Annotated in this window: 16 protein-coding genes; 8 read left to right on the top strand and 8 right to left on the bottom strand. The window is 38.1% G+C overall.

Going from position 1 to position 17,265, the window contains the following annotated elements; translation table 11 throughout:
- Positions 1-6: 6 nt before the first annotated feature.
- The 8 genes from AC6H0J_RS00305 to AC6H0J_RS00270 form a co-directional block, all read right to left on the bottom strand.
- Positions 7-303 (bottom strand): YciI family protein, encoded by a 297-nt coding sequence (locus AC6H0J_RS00305; RefSeq protein ID WP_497512687.1) that lies wholly within the window; start codon positions 301-303, stop codon positions 7-9.
- A gap of 15 nt (positions 304-318) precedes the next feature.
- Positions 319-798 carry an acyl-CoA thioester hydrolase YciA gene (gene yciA, locus AC6H0J_RS00300; protein ID WP_114892557.1) on the bottom strand — a complete coding sequence of 160 codons (480 nt, stop codon included), beginning with the start codon at positions 796-798 and terminating at the stop codon, positions 319-321.
- Positions 798-1,355, bottom strand: coding sequence for a septation protein A (locus AC6H0J_RS00295; RefSeq protein ID WP_005636812.1), 558 nt, complete (start codon positions 1,353-1,355; stop codon positions 798-800). Before AC6H0J_RS00295 ends, yciA begins: the two co-directional genes overlap by 1 nt.
- A 5-nt stretch (positions 1,356-1,360) precedes the next feature.
- Positions 1,361-2,095 carry a hypothetical protein gene (locus tag AC6H0J_RS00290; RefSeq protein WP_497512686.1) on the bottom strand — a complete coding sequence of 245 codons (735 nt, stop codon included), beginning with the start codon at positions 2,093-2,095 and terminating at the stop codon, positions 1,361-1,363.
- A 160-nt stretch (positions 2,096-2,255) separates the two neighbouring features.
- Entirely contained in the window at positions 2,256-3,266 is a 1,011-nt protein-coding gene (mglC, locus tag AC6H0J_RS00285) for a galactose/methyl galactoside ABC transporter permease MglC (RefSeq protein WP_005628313.1), read from the bottom strand.
- Positions 3,267-3,284: 18 nt separating this feature from the next.
- Complete coding sequence (gene mglA, locus AC6H0J_RS00280; protein ID WP_005633425.1) at positions 3,285-4,805, bottom strand: galactose/methyl galactoside ABC transporter ATP-binding protein MglA; 1,521 nt, start codon at positions 4,803-4,805, stop codon at positions 3,285-3,287.
- Positions 4,806-4,870: 65 nt separating this feature from the next.
- Positions 4,871-5,866 (bottom strand): galactose/glucose ABC transporter substrate-binding protein MglB, encoded by a 996-nt coding sequence (gene mglB / locus AC6H0J_RS00275; protein ID WP_497512685.1) that lies wholly within the window; start codon positions 5,864-5,866, stop codon positions 4,871-4,873.
- Positions 5,867-6,052: 186 nt separating this feature from the next.
- Positions 6,053-7,051 carry a substrate-binding domain-containing protein gene (locus AC6H0J_RS00270; RefSeq protein WP_497512684.1) on the bottom strand — a complete coding sequence of 333 codons (999 nt, stop codon included), beginning with the start codon at positions 7,049-7,051 and terminating at the stop codon, positions 6,053-6,055.
- Between the two features lie 210 nt (positions 7,052-7,261).
- On the opposite strand from AC6H0J_RS00270, the gene galT reads away from it, so the two are divergent.
- From galT to mlaE, 8 genes are all read left to right on the top strand, one after another.
- Positions 7,262-8,311 carry a galactose-1-phosphate uridylyltransferase gene (gene galT, locus AC6H0J_RS00265; protein ID WP_497512683.1) on the top strand — a complete coding sequence of 350 codons (1,050 nt, stop codon included), beginning with the start codon at positions 7,262-7,264 and terminating at the stop codon, positions 8,309-8,311.
- Positions 8,312-8,382: 71 nt separating this feature from the next.
- Complete coding sequence (gene galK / locus AC6H0J_RS00260; RefSeq protein ID WP_497512682.1) at positions 8,383-9,537, top strand: galactokinase; 1,155 nt, start codon at positions 8,383-8,385, stop codon at positions 9,535-9,537.
- A gap of 9 nt (positions 9,538-9,546) precedes the next feature.
- A complete protein-coding gene (gene galM / locus AC6H0J_RS00255; RefSeq protein ID WP_497512681.1) occupies positions 9,547-10,581 on the top strand; it encodes a galactose-1-epimerase in 1,035 nt (344 codons plus the stop codon).
- Between the two features lie 120 nt (positions 10,582-10,701).
- Complete coding sequence (locus AC6H0J_RS00250; RefSeq protein WP_497512680.1) at positions 10,702-12,936, top strand: TonB-dependent receptor domain-containing protein; 2,235 nt, start codon at positions 10,702-10,704, stop codon at positions 12,934-12,936.
- A 145-nt stretch (positions 12,937-13,081) separates the two neighbouring features.
- Entirely contained in the window at positions 13,082-13,981 is a 900-nt protein-coding gene (gene corC / locus AC6H0J_RS00245; protein ID WP_005641108.1) for a CNNM family magnesium/cobalt transport protein CorC, read from the top strand.
- 122 nt (positions 13,982-14,103) lie between these two features.
- Complete coding sequence (lnt, locus tag AC6H0J_RS00240) at positions 14,104-15,642, top strand: apolipoprotein N-acyltransferase (protein ID WP_497512679.1); 1,539 nt, start codon at positions 14,104-14,106, stop codon at positions 15,640-15,642.
- 39 nt (positions 15,643-15,681) lie between these two features.
- A complete protein-coding gene (gene mlaF, locus AC6H0J_RS00235) occupies positions 15,682-16,476 on the top strand; it encodes a phospholipid ABC transporter ATP-binding protein MlaF (RefSeq protein ID WP_497512678.1) in 795 nt (264 codons plus the stop codon).
- Positions 16,473-17,258: a lipid asymmetry maintenance ABC transporter permease subunit MlaE gene (gene mlaE, locus AC6H0J_RS00230; protein ID WP_497512677.1), complete on the top strand. Its 786-nt coding sequence runs from the start codon at positions 16,473-16,475 to the stop codon at positions 17,256-17,258. Before mlaF ends, mlaE begins: the two co-directional genes overlap by 4 nt.
- The last annotated feature ends 7 nt before the right edge of the window (positions 17,259-17,265 follow it).

Genomic DNA, 17,265 nt, shown 5'->3' with positions numbered 1-17,265 from the left:
GGAGGGCTAAAATACTTTTTTAAATGGTTTTACAATAACATCACCATATACGCCAGCTTCTACATAAGGATCTTGCGCCGCCCAGTCTTTTGCTGCTTGTAAATTTGCGAATTGTGCAATGACGGTTGAACCAGTAAAACCTGCCTCTCCAGGATTTTCATCGTCAATAGCTGGATTGGGACCAGCTGTAAGTAAACGGTTTTCTGCTTGAAGCTGTTTTAAACGAGCTAAGTGTTGCTCGCGTACCGCAAGACGTTTTTCTAATGTATTTGGAATATCTTTAGTAAAAATCACATAGAACATCATTATTTCCTTCTATTAACAAGCGTTTTGTTCAGCCTCAAACTCTGCAATTGAGGCTAATGCTTTTTCTAATTCGTGGTTGTTTTCACGAGGAATCATGCGCGAGCGACCATTATTATCTACCGCAACGAAAGTAAATACCGCATCAGTCACGCAATAACGTTCACCAATTGGCTCACTTGCCACTTTTTTCACCCATACTTCTACTTTGATTTTAATGGAAGAACGTCCCACTTTTAAACATTGACCGTAGCAACAGACCACATCGCCCACAGAGATTGGTTTGATGAAATTCATGCTTTCAACCGCAACGGTAACTACGCGCCCATGTGCGATTTCTTTTGCTAAAATCGCACCCCCCATATCCATTTGAGACATGATCCAACCGCCGAAAATATCTCCGTTAGCATTGGTATCAGAAGGCATTGCTAAGGTTCGTAGTAATAGAATCCCTTTGGAATGGCGGCCATTTTTATCAGTAAAATTGGAAGACATTATTTTTCTCCATCTTTTGAATTTGAATCATCTTTAGGTAAATAGCGATAGATATAAGCACCTGAAATAATCGTTGCAATCACCGTCATACCAATAATTCCGAAAGATTTGAAATCAACCCAAGCTTCTTCCGACATATTATGGCTGATATAAATATTCACCAACATACAAATAATAAAGAATACTGCCCAGCCGAGGTTAAGTGTATTCCAAGCCTTTTCCGGCAGTTGTAGCTCTTTCCCAAGTAATTTTTTGATTAATGGAGTTTTAAATTGAAATTGTGCGACGAGCAAAACAATGGCAAACAAGGCATTGATAATTGTCACTTTCCATTGCAAATAGCGGATCTCATTAAAGTAAGCAGTTAAAAGTCCAAAAAAAACGACCGCACTTGCCATGATTTTTTGTTGTTTTTCAACGGTTCCGTATTTCCATTTTAAAATCACGATCTGCAAAATTGTTGCGACTACTAATACGATGGCTGCTTCACGTACACCACCGAGTTTGTAAGTGACAAAAAATAAAATTAAAGGAATGAAGTCAAGGAGTTGTTTCATATTGATTAATCCTTCATAAATAAGCTGTAGAAACGATAAGTCACTACTAGCATAAAAATATTAAGTAATGCGGTGAAAATGCCTATCACCATATCAAACACAGCATTATTGGAAAATGCGCTTAATTGGAAAATGAGGACTGGCACGAGAAAATAAACCAGTAGAGTATAAATAAACAATACGCCTTTTCGAGTATTTCCTCGCATCCAGATTTTTCGGATAGTTTGCGAAAGTGTATCTTGAGTAGAAAGATAATGTACTGCCGTCAAATTTAAACGGACGAAGAACCAAACGCCAACAATCATCGCAATAAGTGACATAATGGAAGGCGATTTTTTTGTGAGTAATGCAGCAAATGCTTCACTAAGACCAAGTAACATTGGTGCAACCATTAACAGATCTAACAGAATTACACCTGCAAAACGGCGCACGCTAAGTGAGAAGGTTTCACCTAAAGTGCGGTAATTTTGTAAGCTAATTTTATGGATAGAGGTTAATCCCCAAGCTGCAATAAAGCTCGTTAAAATTTGAGTGATTGCAACTGAAAAGATAAAACCAGTGATATCTGTATTGGCGAGATTTAATACATCATTTTTATTTTCATCATTAACTGGAAAGCTTAAAAGTGCACTCGCGCTTTGCACAATAAATAAAATTGCGACAAATTGCAGCATGATTTTTTGTTGATTACGGAAGAAGTTCCAACTGTCTTGCAATACTTGTGTAAAGTTAATTTGCATGATTATCTCTCTATAAAAATGGTGGCGCAATTATACAGGGTTTGATGATTATTGCATAAATATCGTTTGTGAGGTTATGAATTCACGTTGAATTGAGTATATAAAACAAAAGTGGGCAAGCATGCCCACTTTTTTGTTATCTTTATAGAGATTATTCGTATTATTTTTTCTTCGCGTATTTTAATGAGTCGATAGCTACCGCTAGAATAATAATGCTACCTTTGATGATGTATTGCCAGTAAGGGTTTACACCGATGTAAGTTAAACCGTAGTTGATAACTGTAAAGATGATAACACCAGTGATTACACCAATGACGGTACCTACACCACCTGCGAAGGATACACCACCGACTACGCAAGCGGCGATAGCATCTAATTCATACATGAAACCTAGGTTGTTAGTTGCAGAACCGATACGACCAGCTTCGAGCATACCACCAAAGGCATAGAACATACCTGCAATCATGTAGATGACAACTAAGTTACGTGCAACGTTTACACCAGATACTTTCGCAGCTTCTGGGTTACCTCCGATAGCAAATACGTTTTTACCGAAACGAGTTTTGTTCCACATAATCCACACTAATAATGCTGCGATAGCTGCATAGATTGTGATGTAGGAAAGTTTAAAACTACCAATTCGGAAGAATCCTTGCGCGAATGTTGAGAAGTTTTCGCTAAAACCTGCGATTGGCGAACCACCTACTGCATCATAGTATAGTGAGTTGAAACCATATACGATGATCATGGTGCCCATGGTTGCGATGAATGGCGTTACATTTAAGTAAGCAATAACTAAACCATTCACTAAACCAATTACAGCACCGATAGCACAAACTGCAAGAATTACCACAGGAATTGGAATTTCACCCATTTCAGGGAATACGCGGTTCATATTTTCCATTGATTGCAACATGGTTGCAGAGATAACCGCAGCCAAACCAACTTGGCGACCAGCAGATAAGTCAGTCCCTTGTGTAATCAACAATCCGGCAACCCCGAGAGCAATAATTAAGCGCACAGAAGATTGGGTTAAGATGTTACTGAAGTTGATTAAATTTAAAAAGGTTGGATCTTGCGCAATAATAATGCCGAGCAAAATCAGCAAGACAAAATAAATCGCATTTTGTTTTAATAAATCAAAGGATTTGTTTTTTTGTAAGGCACTCATGATTTGTTCCTTTTATCTTTATAAATATTTCGCAGCGAGTTGTAAGATTTCTTCTTGTGAAGTTTTTGCAGTTTCTACAATACCCGCCAATTTACCGTTACTCATCACTAAAATGCGGTCAGTTACACCTAGTAATTCAGGCATTTCTGATGAAATCATAATAATGCCTTTATCTTTTTTAGCGAGTTCTTGAATGAGTTGGTAAATTTCAAATTTTGCTCCGATGTCGATACCACGAGTCGGCTCATCAAGCATCAGAATTTCAGGTTGAGTTAAAAGCCAACGACCGATAATAACCTTTTGTTGGTTACCGCCAGAAAGAGAACCAATTGTTGTTCTATGTGATGGCGTTTTAACATTCATTGAATCAATTACCCACTGGGTATCACTTTTCATTTTCTTTGTGCTAAGTAATTTCCATGGCGTGAGATAAGATTTCATATTTGAAATCAATGAGTTAAATTCAATGCTTAAATTGGAGTAAATACCAGTTGAACGACGCTCTTCAGTTACCAATGCAAAGCCATTATTAATCGCTTCAAGTGCGGTATGATTTTTCACGGTTTTTCCGTGTAACTTGATAGTTCCTTCGGTTAATTCACGTACGCCAAAAATAGCTTCAACGATATCAGTACGTTTAGCCCCCACAAGGCCTGCGATACCGAGAATTTCACCTTTTCGTAATTCAAAAGATACATCTTGAATGGATGGTTGATTTTTAGCGGTAAGATTTTCCACCTGTAAAATTACTTCTTTTGGCGTGTTTGTTTTTTCAGGGAAACGCTGTGTTAATTCACGACCTACCATCATTCCGACAATTTGTTCCATGCTGGATTCTTTCACGTTTACTGTGTTGATCCATTTACCGTCGCGTAAAATAGTAATTTCATCACAGATTTTGAAGATTTCATCCATTTTGTGAGAAATATAAATAATGCCGCAACCGCGTTGTTTTAATTTGTCGATAATTTTAAACAGATGCTCAACTTCTTTTTCAGAAAGCGAGGATGTTGGTTCATCCATAATTACGATTTTAGCGTTGTATGAAAACGCCTTCGCAATTTCGATCATCTGCATTTGAGAAACTGAAAGTTTGGCGACTTTTTCTTTAGGATCCACATCAATATCTAATTCATCAAAAATCGCTTTAGTATCACGGTACATTTTGGCGTGATCGACAAAAGGTCCTTTAAGTGGATAGCGTCCAAGCCACAAGTTATCCATTACGCTAGTTTGGCGCACGAGGTTGAGTTCTTGGTGCACCATTGAAATACCATTCTCAAGGGCTTCTTTAGATGTTTTAAAATTGACGGGTTGGCCTAAGAAAAGGATTTCGCCTTCATCTTTGGCATAAATGCCGAATAAGCATTTTAGTAATGTAGATTTGCCCGCGCCGTTCTCACCCATTAAAGCATGAACAGAATGTGAACGAACCGTTAAGTTTGCGTTATCTAAGGCTTTTACGCCTGGAAAGGACTTGCAGACATTGGTCATTGTGAGCAGCACTTGGCTGTCTTGACTTTGAGTTTGAGATGTCATATCCAACCTCGTTAAAAAGGGGAAGGGTAACTTCCCCTTGGATTACAACAAAAATTGATGAGAAATTATTTTAAGAAGTCGCCTAAGTTGTCTTTATCTACACCAACATAAGGGATACGTACAACACGATCTTTTAATTCCCATTTTGTGCCTTCAGTCGCTGCTTTGCCTTGTGCTAAGTTGTTAGATAATTGAACAACTGCTTTACCTTGGTTCACACCATCGTTTAACACAGTACCTGCAAGTTCACCTTTTTTGATGAGTTGCAATGCTTCTGGTAATGCATCCACACCGAAGATAGGGAGTTTTTTACCATGTGCTTTGGTCGCTTCTAATGCGCCTAATGCCATACCGTCGTTGTTAGAAATAATTACTTCAATGTCGTTAGCTTTAGAGCTAGATAACCACGCATCTACTTTATCTTTCGCCATTGCAGCATCCCACATACCGGTATCAATAAATAATTGTTCAGTTTGGATACCTTTCGCATTAAGTTCTTCAACTACGAATTTTGTACGTGCTTCAGCATCTGGGTGACCTGGTTCACCTTTTAATAATACGAATTGGATTTTGCCATCTTTATTTAAGTCTAGAGCTGGATTTGCTTTCCATTGTTTTGCAATTAAATCCCCTTGAATTAAGCCAGATTCTTTTGGATCAGTACCTACATAGTAAGCGTGTTCATAAGAACCGATAGCTTTAGCACCTGGGTCTTTATTAAAGAATACAACAGGAATGTTATCTGGTTTTGCTTTGCTAATAATAGTTGGCGCTGCAGCTGGGTCAACTAAGTTAATTGCAAGAGCTTTCACACCTTTGGAAAGTAATACATCAACTTGGTCATTTTGAATTGATTGTGCATTTTGGGAGTCATTCATTAATAAGTTAATGCCACCAAGTGCTTTAGCTTCTTTATCAATTTCTTTACGCATTAAAGACATGAAGTTGTCATCGTATTTGTAAATAGTTACACCAATTTTGTTACTTGCTGCGAAGCTAGAAGATGCTGCACCTAAACCGATAGCTAAAGCAATCGCACTTAATACTGCTGTTTTTTTCATAATAACGCTCCTATTTTGGAATGTTGATGTTAGAGATAAATATTGCATTACATTCTGCAATTGATGCCATATTAGCGAATAATCTGCTTGGAATCTGTGATCAAACTCACATAAATGAAAACGATTACATTAAAAATTCGGATTTGTGATCGCCATCACATTTTATGAGTGCGTTTATTTTCAAATTTAGATAGATTCCACAGAAAAACGGCGTACTAATGTTGGATTAAATTGAATTGTTGATGGCGTTCTCACATTATTATCGACAAGGCTTAATGCAAGGTTAGCTGCATAAGTTGCCATTAAATCAATAGGATAGCGAATTGTAGTCAATTTTGGTATTAAATAACGAGCGATTGGCATATCGTCAAAACCAATGATTGAAAATTGGCTTGGTACACTTATATTGTTTTCATTGAGAACTGAAATTGCTCCTGCAGCCATTGAATCGTTATAAGCGACCACAGCAGTAAGATCTTTGTTATAACTAAGCAAATCAATCATTGCTTTTTCACCACCTTCGAAATCTGGAGAATTGTGCGTTATGGCATGCTCCATAATTGGATAATTGTGATCTTTTAATGCAGTAAGATAACCATCTCGACGCTCAATTTCATCGAAAATAGCATGATTAGATCCAATATATGCAATATGTTTATGGCCACAACGGATAAGCATTTCTGTTGCTAAGTAGGTTCCTTTTTTATTATCTAAACTTACGCAACGATTTTCATAGCCTTGAATCACCCGGTTGATAATCACCATTCCTGGTACTGTTTTCAAATAATGGCTAAGCTCATCGTCGGATAACGCTTTGGAATGCACAACTAAACAACTACAACGCTTGCGAAGTAAAGTATCAATAGCTTCACGTTCCTTCTCGGCATGGTGATAACCAATGCCAATCAAGATTGTTTTACGGTGTGCTTCTGCGACTTTATCTACGGCTTTTACTAAAATAGCAAAAAACGAGTCTGTTACATCGGTAACAACCACACCAATAGTATCGGTGTTTTGTATTGCAAGGGCTTTAGCATTTGCATTTGGCTGATAATTAAGTTGTTCAATTGCTTGTTTTACTGTAAGGCGAGTATCTTCACTGACTGAGGGATGTTGATTTACAACACGAGAAACCGTAGCAATAGATACATGGGCTAATTCGGCTACATCATGAATGGTGCTCATAGAATGCTCTCCATAATGAAATCACGTTTCTTATTATGTTCTTTCTAAATAAAATTGAAAGCGGTTACTTTCTGATTTGTAACCGAGATCACAAAAAACTTTCAGCGATTTTCCCATTATGTGATACTGATCACGGTTTATTTTTTTGAATTTGCTATCTTATGTGCAGTCTTTTATGTAACCGTTTACAATTTAAAAAGGGAGCCAATTATGAGTGATATTTTTGAACCAACCGAGCATCCACATCGTCGCTATAATCCATTAATTGATCAATGGGTTTTGGTATCACCACATCGAGCTAAGCGTCCATGGCAAGGGCAACAAGAAAAAGTGAATGAAGAACAAAAACCAAGTTATGATCCAACTTGTTATCTTTGCCCGAGTAATAAGCGTATTACAGGTGAATTAAATCCAGATTATCGTAAACCTTATGTGTTTAAAAATGATTTTTCCGCGCTTTTAGAAGATACGCCAGCCCCTGAAAAATCCTCAGATCCACTTTTCCAGAGTTCTCAAGCTCGTGGCGAAAGTCGCGTTATTTGTTTCTCTCCAGATCATAGTAAAACATTGCCATTATTGACCGCACTTGAGATTGAAGAAGTGATTAAAGTATGGCAGGAACAACTTCGTGAACTTGGTGCGAAATACCAATGGGTGCAGATTTTTGAAAACAAAGGGGCAGCAATGGGCTGTTCGAACCCACATCCACATGGTCAAATTTGGGCGAATAGTTTCTTGCCAAATGAAGTTGCTCGTGAAGATCGTACACAACGTGATTATTTATTAAAACATGGTTCAGTAATGCTAGTTGATTATGTGAAACGAGAACTGGAGTTAAAAGAACGTATTGTCGTTGAAACTGAATATTGGGTAGCTTTGGTGCCTTATTGGGCTGTTTGGCCATTTGAAACATTGCTTCTACCGAAAACTCATGTAAAACGTTTAACTGAATTAAGTGACGAACAATCAAAAGATCTCGCTGTTATTTTGAAAAAATTGACGACCAAATACGACAACCTATTTGAGACTTCTTTCCCATATTCAATGGGATTTCATGCTGCACCATTTAATGGCGAAGAAAACGAACATTGGCAGCTACATGCTCATTTTTACCCTCCTCTTTTACGCTCAGCAACCGTGCGTAAATTTATGGTGGGATATGAGATGTTAGGCGAAAGCCAACGCGATTTAACGGCAGAACAGGCTGCAGAGCGATTACGTGCTTTGAGTGAAGTTCATTATAAAGAAAGAACTAAATAATATAGCCAGCCACCTCTTTAGCAAAGAGGGGGGCAGATCGAGTACAGATTTAATATATAAAGGATAGAAATATGACCCCAATCCAAAATGCTCAACAAATTTTCAATATACAGTATAAAATTTTGCCAGAAATTACCGTCTATGCGCCTGGCCGAGTCAATATCATCGGCGAACATACTGACTACAACGACGGCTTTGTTATGCCTTGTGCGATTAATTTTGGTACGGCCGTTTCTGGTACAAAACGAGATGATCATATTTGGAATGTTTATGCGGCGGATCTTGATGAAACTGATGAATTTTCTCTCAATGTTGAAATTCCTAAGAGTCAACACAAATGGGCTAATTATGTGCGTGGGGTTGTAAAATTTATCCAAGAACGTTACCCGCACTTTCAACAAGGTGCAAATTTAGTGATTTCTGGAAATGTGCCGCTTTCTTCTGGATTAAGTTCATCTGCAGCGTTAGAAGTTTCGGTGGGTAAATTTTGCCAACAACTTGGTGATTTACCGCTTTCTCATACGGATATTGCCTTGAATGGACAAAAAGCGGAAAACCAATTTGTTGGCGCAAATTGTGGCAATATGGATCAGTTAATTTCGGCACTTGGGCAGGAAAATCACTTACTGATGATCGATTGTCGTAGTCTTGAAACCACTCCAACACCCGTGCCACAAGATGTTGCCGTGATTATTGTGAATTCAAACGTACCGCACGATTTGGTAACGGGGGAATACAATACTCGCCGTCAGCAATGTGAAGAGGCAGCAAAATTTTTTGGAGTAAAAGCGTTGCGTGATGTTTCAGTTGAACAATTCCGAAAAAGAGAAGCAGAATTGACCGCACTTTCTCCATTAGCAGGAAAACGTGCTCGTCATGTCGTAACAGAAAATCAACGAGTGCTCGATGCAGTAGAAGCATTGAAGAAAAATGATTTGACCCGTTTAGGTGAGTTAATGGGGGAATCTCATGATTCAATGCGTGATGATTTTGAAATCACCGTGCCACAAATTGATTATTTAGTTGAATTGGCTCAACTTGTTATTGGCAAAAGTGGCGGTGCACGTATGACGGGCGGCGGTTTTGGTGGTTGTATTGTCGCACTTGCGCCGCATGATAAAGTCGATGCAGTTCGTAAAATTATTGCTGATAATTACGAGAAAACGACTGGTTTAAAAGAAACTTTTTATGTGTGCACAGCATCACAAGGTGTTCGAGTAATTTAAGAGAAAATGATGTTAGATCAAACCACTTTTAATGCGCCTGATGGTGTACCTTATCAGCTTGTAACACTGCAAAATGAAAATGGGATGCGTGTTCAATTTATGGATTGGGGCGCAACTTGGCTTTCTTGTAAAGTGCCAGTAAATGACACATTACGCGAGGTTTTATTGGGTTGTAAGGTAGAGAATTATCCCACTCATCAAAGCTATTTAGGTGCAAGTGTTGGGCGTTATGCAAATCGTATTGCAAATGCTCAATTTGAATTGAATGGCGAACTTATTAAATTAAGTAGTAATCAAGGTAAACACCAGCTTCATGGTGGAGAGGGCTTTGATAAACGCCGTTGGAACATCCAAAAGTGCGGTGAAAATTTTGTGTGTTTTTCATTATACTCAGAGGATGGCGATCAGGGTTTTCCTGGTAATGTGGATGTGTCTGTAACCTATACGCTAACAGATGATAATAGCGTAAAAATTGAATATGCAGGGAGCTGTGATAAGGATACTGCATTGAACCTAACGAATCACGCCTATTTCAATTTAGAAAATGCAGTACAAGGCAGTGACGTGCGTGAACATATATTACGTTTAAATGCTGATTTTTATCTGCCTGTAGATAATGAGGGGATTCCTAATTCTCCATTAAAGCACGTAGTGAATACAAGTTTTGACTTCCGTATTGCTAAACCCATAAAACAAGATTTTTTACAAGGGGATCAGCAAGCAACAAAAGGTTACGATCATTCCTTTATTGTCAATAAAGCTTGGCAAAAGCCTTGTGTGTTACTGACTTCTCCAACTGGTGATTTAAGTTTAGAAGTAAGAACCTCGCAAGCCGCATTGCAGGTTTATACGGGTAATTATCTTGCAGGCACACCAACGAGAAATAGTGGTAAATATGCCGATTTTTCTGGCGTAGCGCTAGAAACCCAATGTTTACCCGACACGCCTAATCATCCTGAATGGCAAAATTACGGCGGTATTCAAAAAGCAGGCGAGCGATATTATCAATGGACAGAGTTTAAGTTCTTATTGATCTCTGGTTAACTGTGTTCGGGTTTGTTAGCGATAAGGTTATGTCAATCATTTAAGTATAAAGAAATTTTGAAAAAATAATACACTCAGATATAATTGATAATGTTTATCAATTATATCTGAGGTTTATTTATGAAAAAAACAAAGCTTGCTACATTAGTAGCGTTTTTTTGCACATCTCCGATAGTGTTTGCTCAAGAACAGGCTGCACTTTCTCATAACTCACCGCAAGAAAAGTTGAATGAAATTGTTGTGAGTGATTCAAATATTAGCGATGCATTGGTGAATACATCGGTAAGCTATCAACAAATTTTCTTAAAACAGTCACGTGATGTAAAAGATGTTTTTGCAGGAAAAATGGATGTTAATGTCAGTCAATTGCAAGGTGCACGCTCTGGCGGAGAAGGTGTAAACATTCGAGGCTTACAAGCTAACCGAATCACTACAACAATAGATGATATTCCTTTACCAGAAGCGCAAGAAGCAAAACATTTTATTTCTTATGGTTCAGAATTTGGTCGTACTGATTACATTGATGTAAGTGCTTTACGTAGTGCGGATGTTCGTTATGCTGGTTCAGCTAATAGCCTTTCTGGTAGTGTTAATTTTACAACGATAGAACCTTCAGATTTATTAAAAGGTCGTCATTTTGGTGGCGTTGTAGGAACTGGTTATAACAGTGTTGATCGTTCAGTTTATGGTAGTGCTGGAGGCGCAGTCAAAGCTGGAGATTATGAAGGCATGGTAATGCTAACTCAACGGAAAGGGAATGAAACTAAAAACCAAGGTAAAAATAATAGTGTGGGGGAAACACGTACAGCACCAAATCCAACGGATACTAAAAATACTTATCTATTAACTAAGCACTACTATCAACTAGACGATAAGAATAAGTTAGGTTTTATTTTTGAACATCAACATAAGAACATTAATAAAGATTTACTTTCTTTCAATAATTCTAACATTGATATGCGTACAGGAACGCAGATCACGGGCTATACGCAGGATAAAGTAACTCGAGATCGTTTTTCGTTAAGTCACGAATACAATAGTGAAAAAGGCTGGTTGCAATATGCAAAAACACAAGTTTTTTATCAAGATGCCAAAACTGAAAACTATCGTTATCGTTTAGGTACGCGGAGCTATCGTCAAGAAAATACTAAATTTAGTGATAAAAGCTATGGCCTCGTAAGTAATTTAATTTCAGTAATTGATGGAAATATTCCTCAAGTGTTACGCTATGGTTTATCTTATGTGCATAATAAGGCGAGTGATGATATTCATCTTGTCAGACCAGCTTATCGTCAAATTACAAATATGTATCCAATGGCAGAGATGCAACAGGATAAGTTTACTGGTTATTTAGAAGATGAAATGGCGTTTGGTAACTTTGCTATTACACCACAATTGGGGGTTGTACATTATCGAGTAAAACCAATATCTAATAATGATCGAGTTGCTGAATTGCACGCTCGTAAGCAATCCGAGACCCAATTTACGCCAAAAATTAGCTTGGAATATCGCTTGTCCGATAATTTCATTCCTTATTTACAATATTCCCGTGGTGTTAGAACGCCATCAACACAGCAGCTAAGCTCGTATTTCTTTGAAAGTATTATCTATCCTATTCCAGGGCGTGGTACACAAACGGTAAATGTCGCAGTAGTAGGGAATCCAAATTTGAAATCAGAAACGGCAGATAATTTTGAGGTTGGTGTAAAAGGTAAAACATCAGAGATTAATTATTTAGTGACGGGTTATTACAACCGATATCATAATTTTATTGATTGGGTTGCTAAACCAACGAATGGTTACACCAGCTTTATTCAATATGATAATCTTGATAAAGCTAAGGTATATGGTGTCACAGCCGATATGAAATGGAATTTTTATGATGATTTTTATACTATTGCTGGTCTTTCCTATTCACGTGGTAAAGCCGAAAATAATGGTATAAAAACACCAATAAATAGCATTCAGCCAATGAAAACAAAATTAGGTTTTGGTTATGAAGGAGAATCTTTTGGGGCTAATATCCAATGGACATACAGTCGAGGTAAATCAGACAAAGATATTGAACAATCATCTGCTTATCTATACAACCCAACAGGTGGATATTCTTTATTTGATTTAGGAGCTTACTGGAAACCAACCAAAAACTTAATGTTTACAGCTAATGTGAATAATTTGTTTGATAAAAAATATTGGAATTGGAATGATATTTCTTATCTTGCCCTGCTAAGTAAAGCAACGCAAGATCAAGGAAGACCTTCATCAACCATTCCAATGGCTATTACATCAGCCAATGCGGATCGTTATAGCGCACCAGGACGTAATTTCAATATTGGCGTACGTTATGAGTTCTAACTAAAATCTTAATGAAATTAACCGCACTTTAGGTTCAAACCTAATGTGCGGTTATTTTTATTGATTTTCGCCTTTTCGCTTTTTGCGATTTTTTCCAAAATATGATACTTTTTCGCCGTCAATAAGACATCAACTACAAACCAATATGAACGACGAACAGCAAAATTCAAACCAATCTGAAAATACGAAAAAAACTTTTTTCCAATCTTTATTTGGTCGCTTTTTTCAAGGTGAACTAAAAAATCGTGAAGAACTTGTGGAAGTGATCCGCGATTCAGAACAAAACGATTTAATTGATCAAAATACGCGTGAAATGATTGAAGGCGTAATGGAAATCGCGGAACTTCGCGTTCGCGATATTATGATTCCTCGTTCACAAATTATTTTTATTGAAGATCAACAAGATTTAAATACTTGTTTAAACACAATTATTGAATCCGCTCATTCTCGTTTTCCTGTGATTGCCGATGCGGATGATCGCGATAATATCGTGGGTATTTTGCATGCGAAAGATTTATTGAAATTTTTACGAGAAGATGCGGAAGAGTTTGATTTATCTTCATTATTGCGCCCCGTCGTGATTGTGCCAGAAAGCAAAAGAGTGGATCGTATGTTGAAAGATTTCCGCTCAGAGCGTTTCCATATGGCCATTGTGGTAGATGAGTTTGGTGCAGTATCAGGTCTTGTCACCATTGAAGATATTTTGGAACAAATTGTTGGCGATATTGAAGATGAGTTTGATGAAGAAGAAGTTGCGGATATTCGTCAGCTTTCTCGTCATACTTATGCTGTGCGTGCGCTCACCGATATTGATGATTTTAATGCGCAATTTAATACAGATTTTGATGATGAAGAAGTGGATACCATTGGTGGGCTGATTATGCAAACTTTTGGTTATTTACCAAAACGTGGTGAAGAAATTACTTTGAACAATCTTCAATTTAAAGTCACCTCGGCAGATAGTCGCCGATTGATTCAACTTCGAGTGACTGTGCCAGATGAACATTTGGCAGAAATGGATGATGTGGAAGAAAAAGCCGAATAGCATTTTATCGTCCTCAATGATGGCGCGCGTTTTCTAACGCGTGCTTTTTATTTACTTGGAATGGAATTCCAAATTTCAACACAAAAGACGCTCGTAAGGGCGTGCAAAATATAATTGAATTTATGAATAAATATTTTACTTATCTTATTGCGCTTATATCTGGTTTAGTCGGTGTTTTTGCCTTTTCGCCATTTGATTATTGGCCTTTAGCCTATGTTTCTTTACTCGGTTTACTTTATGTAGCTAAAAATCCTAAAAAATCCACCGCACTTTTAGCGACGTTTTTATGGTCGATGGGATTTTTCTGCTTTGGAGTAAGTTGGCTTAATGTCAGTATTCACCAATTTGGTGGCGCGTCTTTAGGTGTGAGTTATTTCCTTGTCGGTTTACTTGCGGCTTATCTTGCACTATACCCGATGCTCTTTACTTATTTGGTTCAGCGTTTCCAAGTTCAAAGTGCGGTAATTTTTGCCGTGATTTGGACATTTACAGAATTTTTACGAGGTTGGCTTTTTACCGGTTTTCCTTGGCTTCAGTTTGGTTATACACAAATTGACAGCCCATTTTATGGCATCGCCCCGATTTTTGGGGTAACAGGATTGACGTTCTTTACCGTTTGGGCAAGTGCGGTAATTTTTAATCTCGTTTCATTTTTGTTTAAAACGAAAAATCTTAAATTAGTCTTGGCGAATCTTTTGTTATTGATCATCGTGGGGGGATTAAGTGCTTATTCATCCCGAATTCACTTTGTAAAAGCTGTTGAGGATAAGGCAATTTCAGTCACGCTTGCTCAAGGAAATATTGAACAAAATCTTAAATGGGATCCGGCTTATTTCTATTCTACTTTGGAAATTTATCAAAAATTAATCGCAGAAAATCTTGGCAAAACAGATTTAATTATTTTGCCAGAATCAGCGTTGCCAACTCTTGAAAATGCGATTACCCCATTTTTTGAAGGGGTAGATCGTGCTGCTAAAGAAACGAAAACGGAGATAATGGTTGGAACCGTATTCCAAGATACGAAATCTGGTAAATTGCTTAATTCTATTATGACTGCTGGAAACCCAGATTTTCCTTATCAGCCCGATACATCAAATCGTTATAGTAAGCATCATCTCGTGCCGTTCGGTGAATATGTTCCACTAGAAAGTATTTTGCGACCACTTAATTCAGTGTTTAATTTGCCGATGTCTGCATTTCAAAGCGGGGATGCGATTCAGCCATCTTTAATGGCAAAAAAACGCGCTTTTTCGCCAGCAATTTGCTACGAGATTATTTTTGGCGAACAAGTGCGGCAAAATTTGAAACAAGATACAGATTATTTGCTTACAATTTCTAATGATGCCTGGTTTGGTGATTCGATTGGACCTTGGCAACATTTACAGATGGCAAGAATGCGCGCTTTGGAATTGGGGAAACCGCTTATTCGTGCAACGAATACGGGGATTTCAGTCTTTGTTGATGCACAAGGTAAGGTGTTAGCGCAGGCACCGCAGTTTATTGAAACAACGTTGACGCATAAAATTGCACCAGCGGAAGGTAAAACCCCTTATTCTGCGTTGGGAAATATGCCTTTATATGCTTTATCATTGTTGTTTTTAGTATTACACGGCATGATGGCGTTTGTTCGTCGTAAGATGAACCTTTCACAAAAACGCTAGTCAAAACGACCGCACTTTTTATTTATAAACGAGATTTTAATGAATCAAAATCTAATTGAAGTTAAGAATCTCACCTTTAAACGCGGTGATCGCGTGATTTACGATAACCTGAATTTGCAAGTAAAAAAGGGAAAAATCACTGCGATCATGGGGCCGTCTGGGATTGGTAAAACCACCTTACTTAAATTGATCGGTGGGCAGCTAATACCAGAACAAGGTGAAATTTTGTTTGATGGGCAAGATATTTGTCGTCTATCTAATCGTGAACTGTACGAAGTACGCAAGCGGATGGGGATGTTATTCCAATCAGGTGCGCTTTTTACGGATATTTCTACTTTTGATAATGTCGCCTTTCCAATTCGTGAACATACGCATTTGCCTGAAAGTTTAATTCGTCAAATCGTGTTGATGAAATTGGAGGCTGTTGGGTTGCGAGGCGCTGCCGCATTGATGCCTTCAGAACTTTCTGGTGGTATGGCTCGTCGAGCTGCATTAGCACGCGCTATTGCGCTTGACCCTGATTTAATTATGTTTGATGAGCCATTTACGGGGCAAGATCCAATCAGTATGGGCGTAATTTTGAGCCTGATTAAACGATTAAATGAAGCGTTAAATTTGACTTCTATCGTAGTGTCACACGATGTGGAGGAAGTATTGAGTATTGCAGATTATGCCTATATTATTGCAGACCAAAAAATCATCGCAGAAGGAACATCAGAGCAGCTTTTACAAAGCCAAGATCCGCGCGTGGTGCAATTCTTAAAAGGTGAATCTGATGGTCCTGTGCGCTTTAAGTACCCAGCGCAAGATTATGTGAAGGAATTGTTTGAATGATCGTCAATTTTATTTCTGCTTTAGGAAAACAGGTGATTGACTTTTTCCGTGCATTGGGGCGAGCAGGCTTTATGTTATTTGGCGCATTGATCGGTAAGCCACAAATTCGTAAGCATTTTCCTTTGCTTGTGAAGCAAATGTATGTTTTAGGTGTCCAATCGTTACTCATTATTTTGTTGTCCGGTTTATTTATTGGAATGGTATTAGGACTACAAGGTTATGTCGTGTTAGTCGATTTTTCTGCTGAAACAAGTTTAGGTCAGCTTGTGGCGCTTTCTCTTTTACGAGAATTAGGGCCTGTTGTTACCGCACTTTTATTTGCTGGTCGAGCAGGTTCTGCATTGACGGCTGAAATAGGATTAATGAAAGCCACTGAACAACTTTCTAGTCTTGAAATGATGGCTGTTGATCCTTTACGTCGAGTGATTGCACCTCGTTTTTGGGCAGGAGTTATTTCCATGCCAATTTTGTCAATCTTGTTTATCGCGATTGGTATTTGGGGCGGTTCCTTAGTCGGTGTGGATTGGAAAGGTGTTGATTCAGGCAGCTTTTGGTCTGTTATGCAAAATTCGGTGAGTTGGAGCTATGATATTTTAAATGGCTTTATTAAAGCGGTTTTCTTCGCTGTAGCCGTAACTTGGATTGCGCTGTTCAATGGTTATGATTGTATGCCAACATCAGAAGGCATCAGCCAAGCTACAACACGAACAGTTGTGCATGCATCGCTTGTTGTTCTAGGATTAGATTTTATTTTGACTGCTATTATGTTTGGAGCAGGTTAAGGATTTT

Source organism: Haemophilus sp. THUN1691 (assembly GCF_059704425.1).
This window is presented reverse-complemented; position numbering and strand designations above follow the sequence as displayed.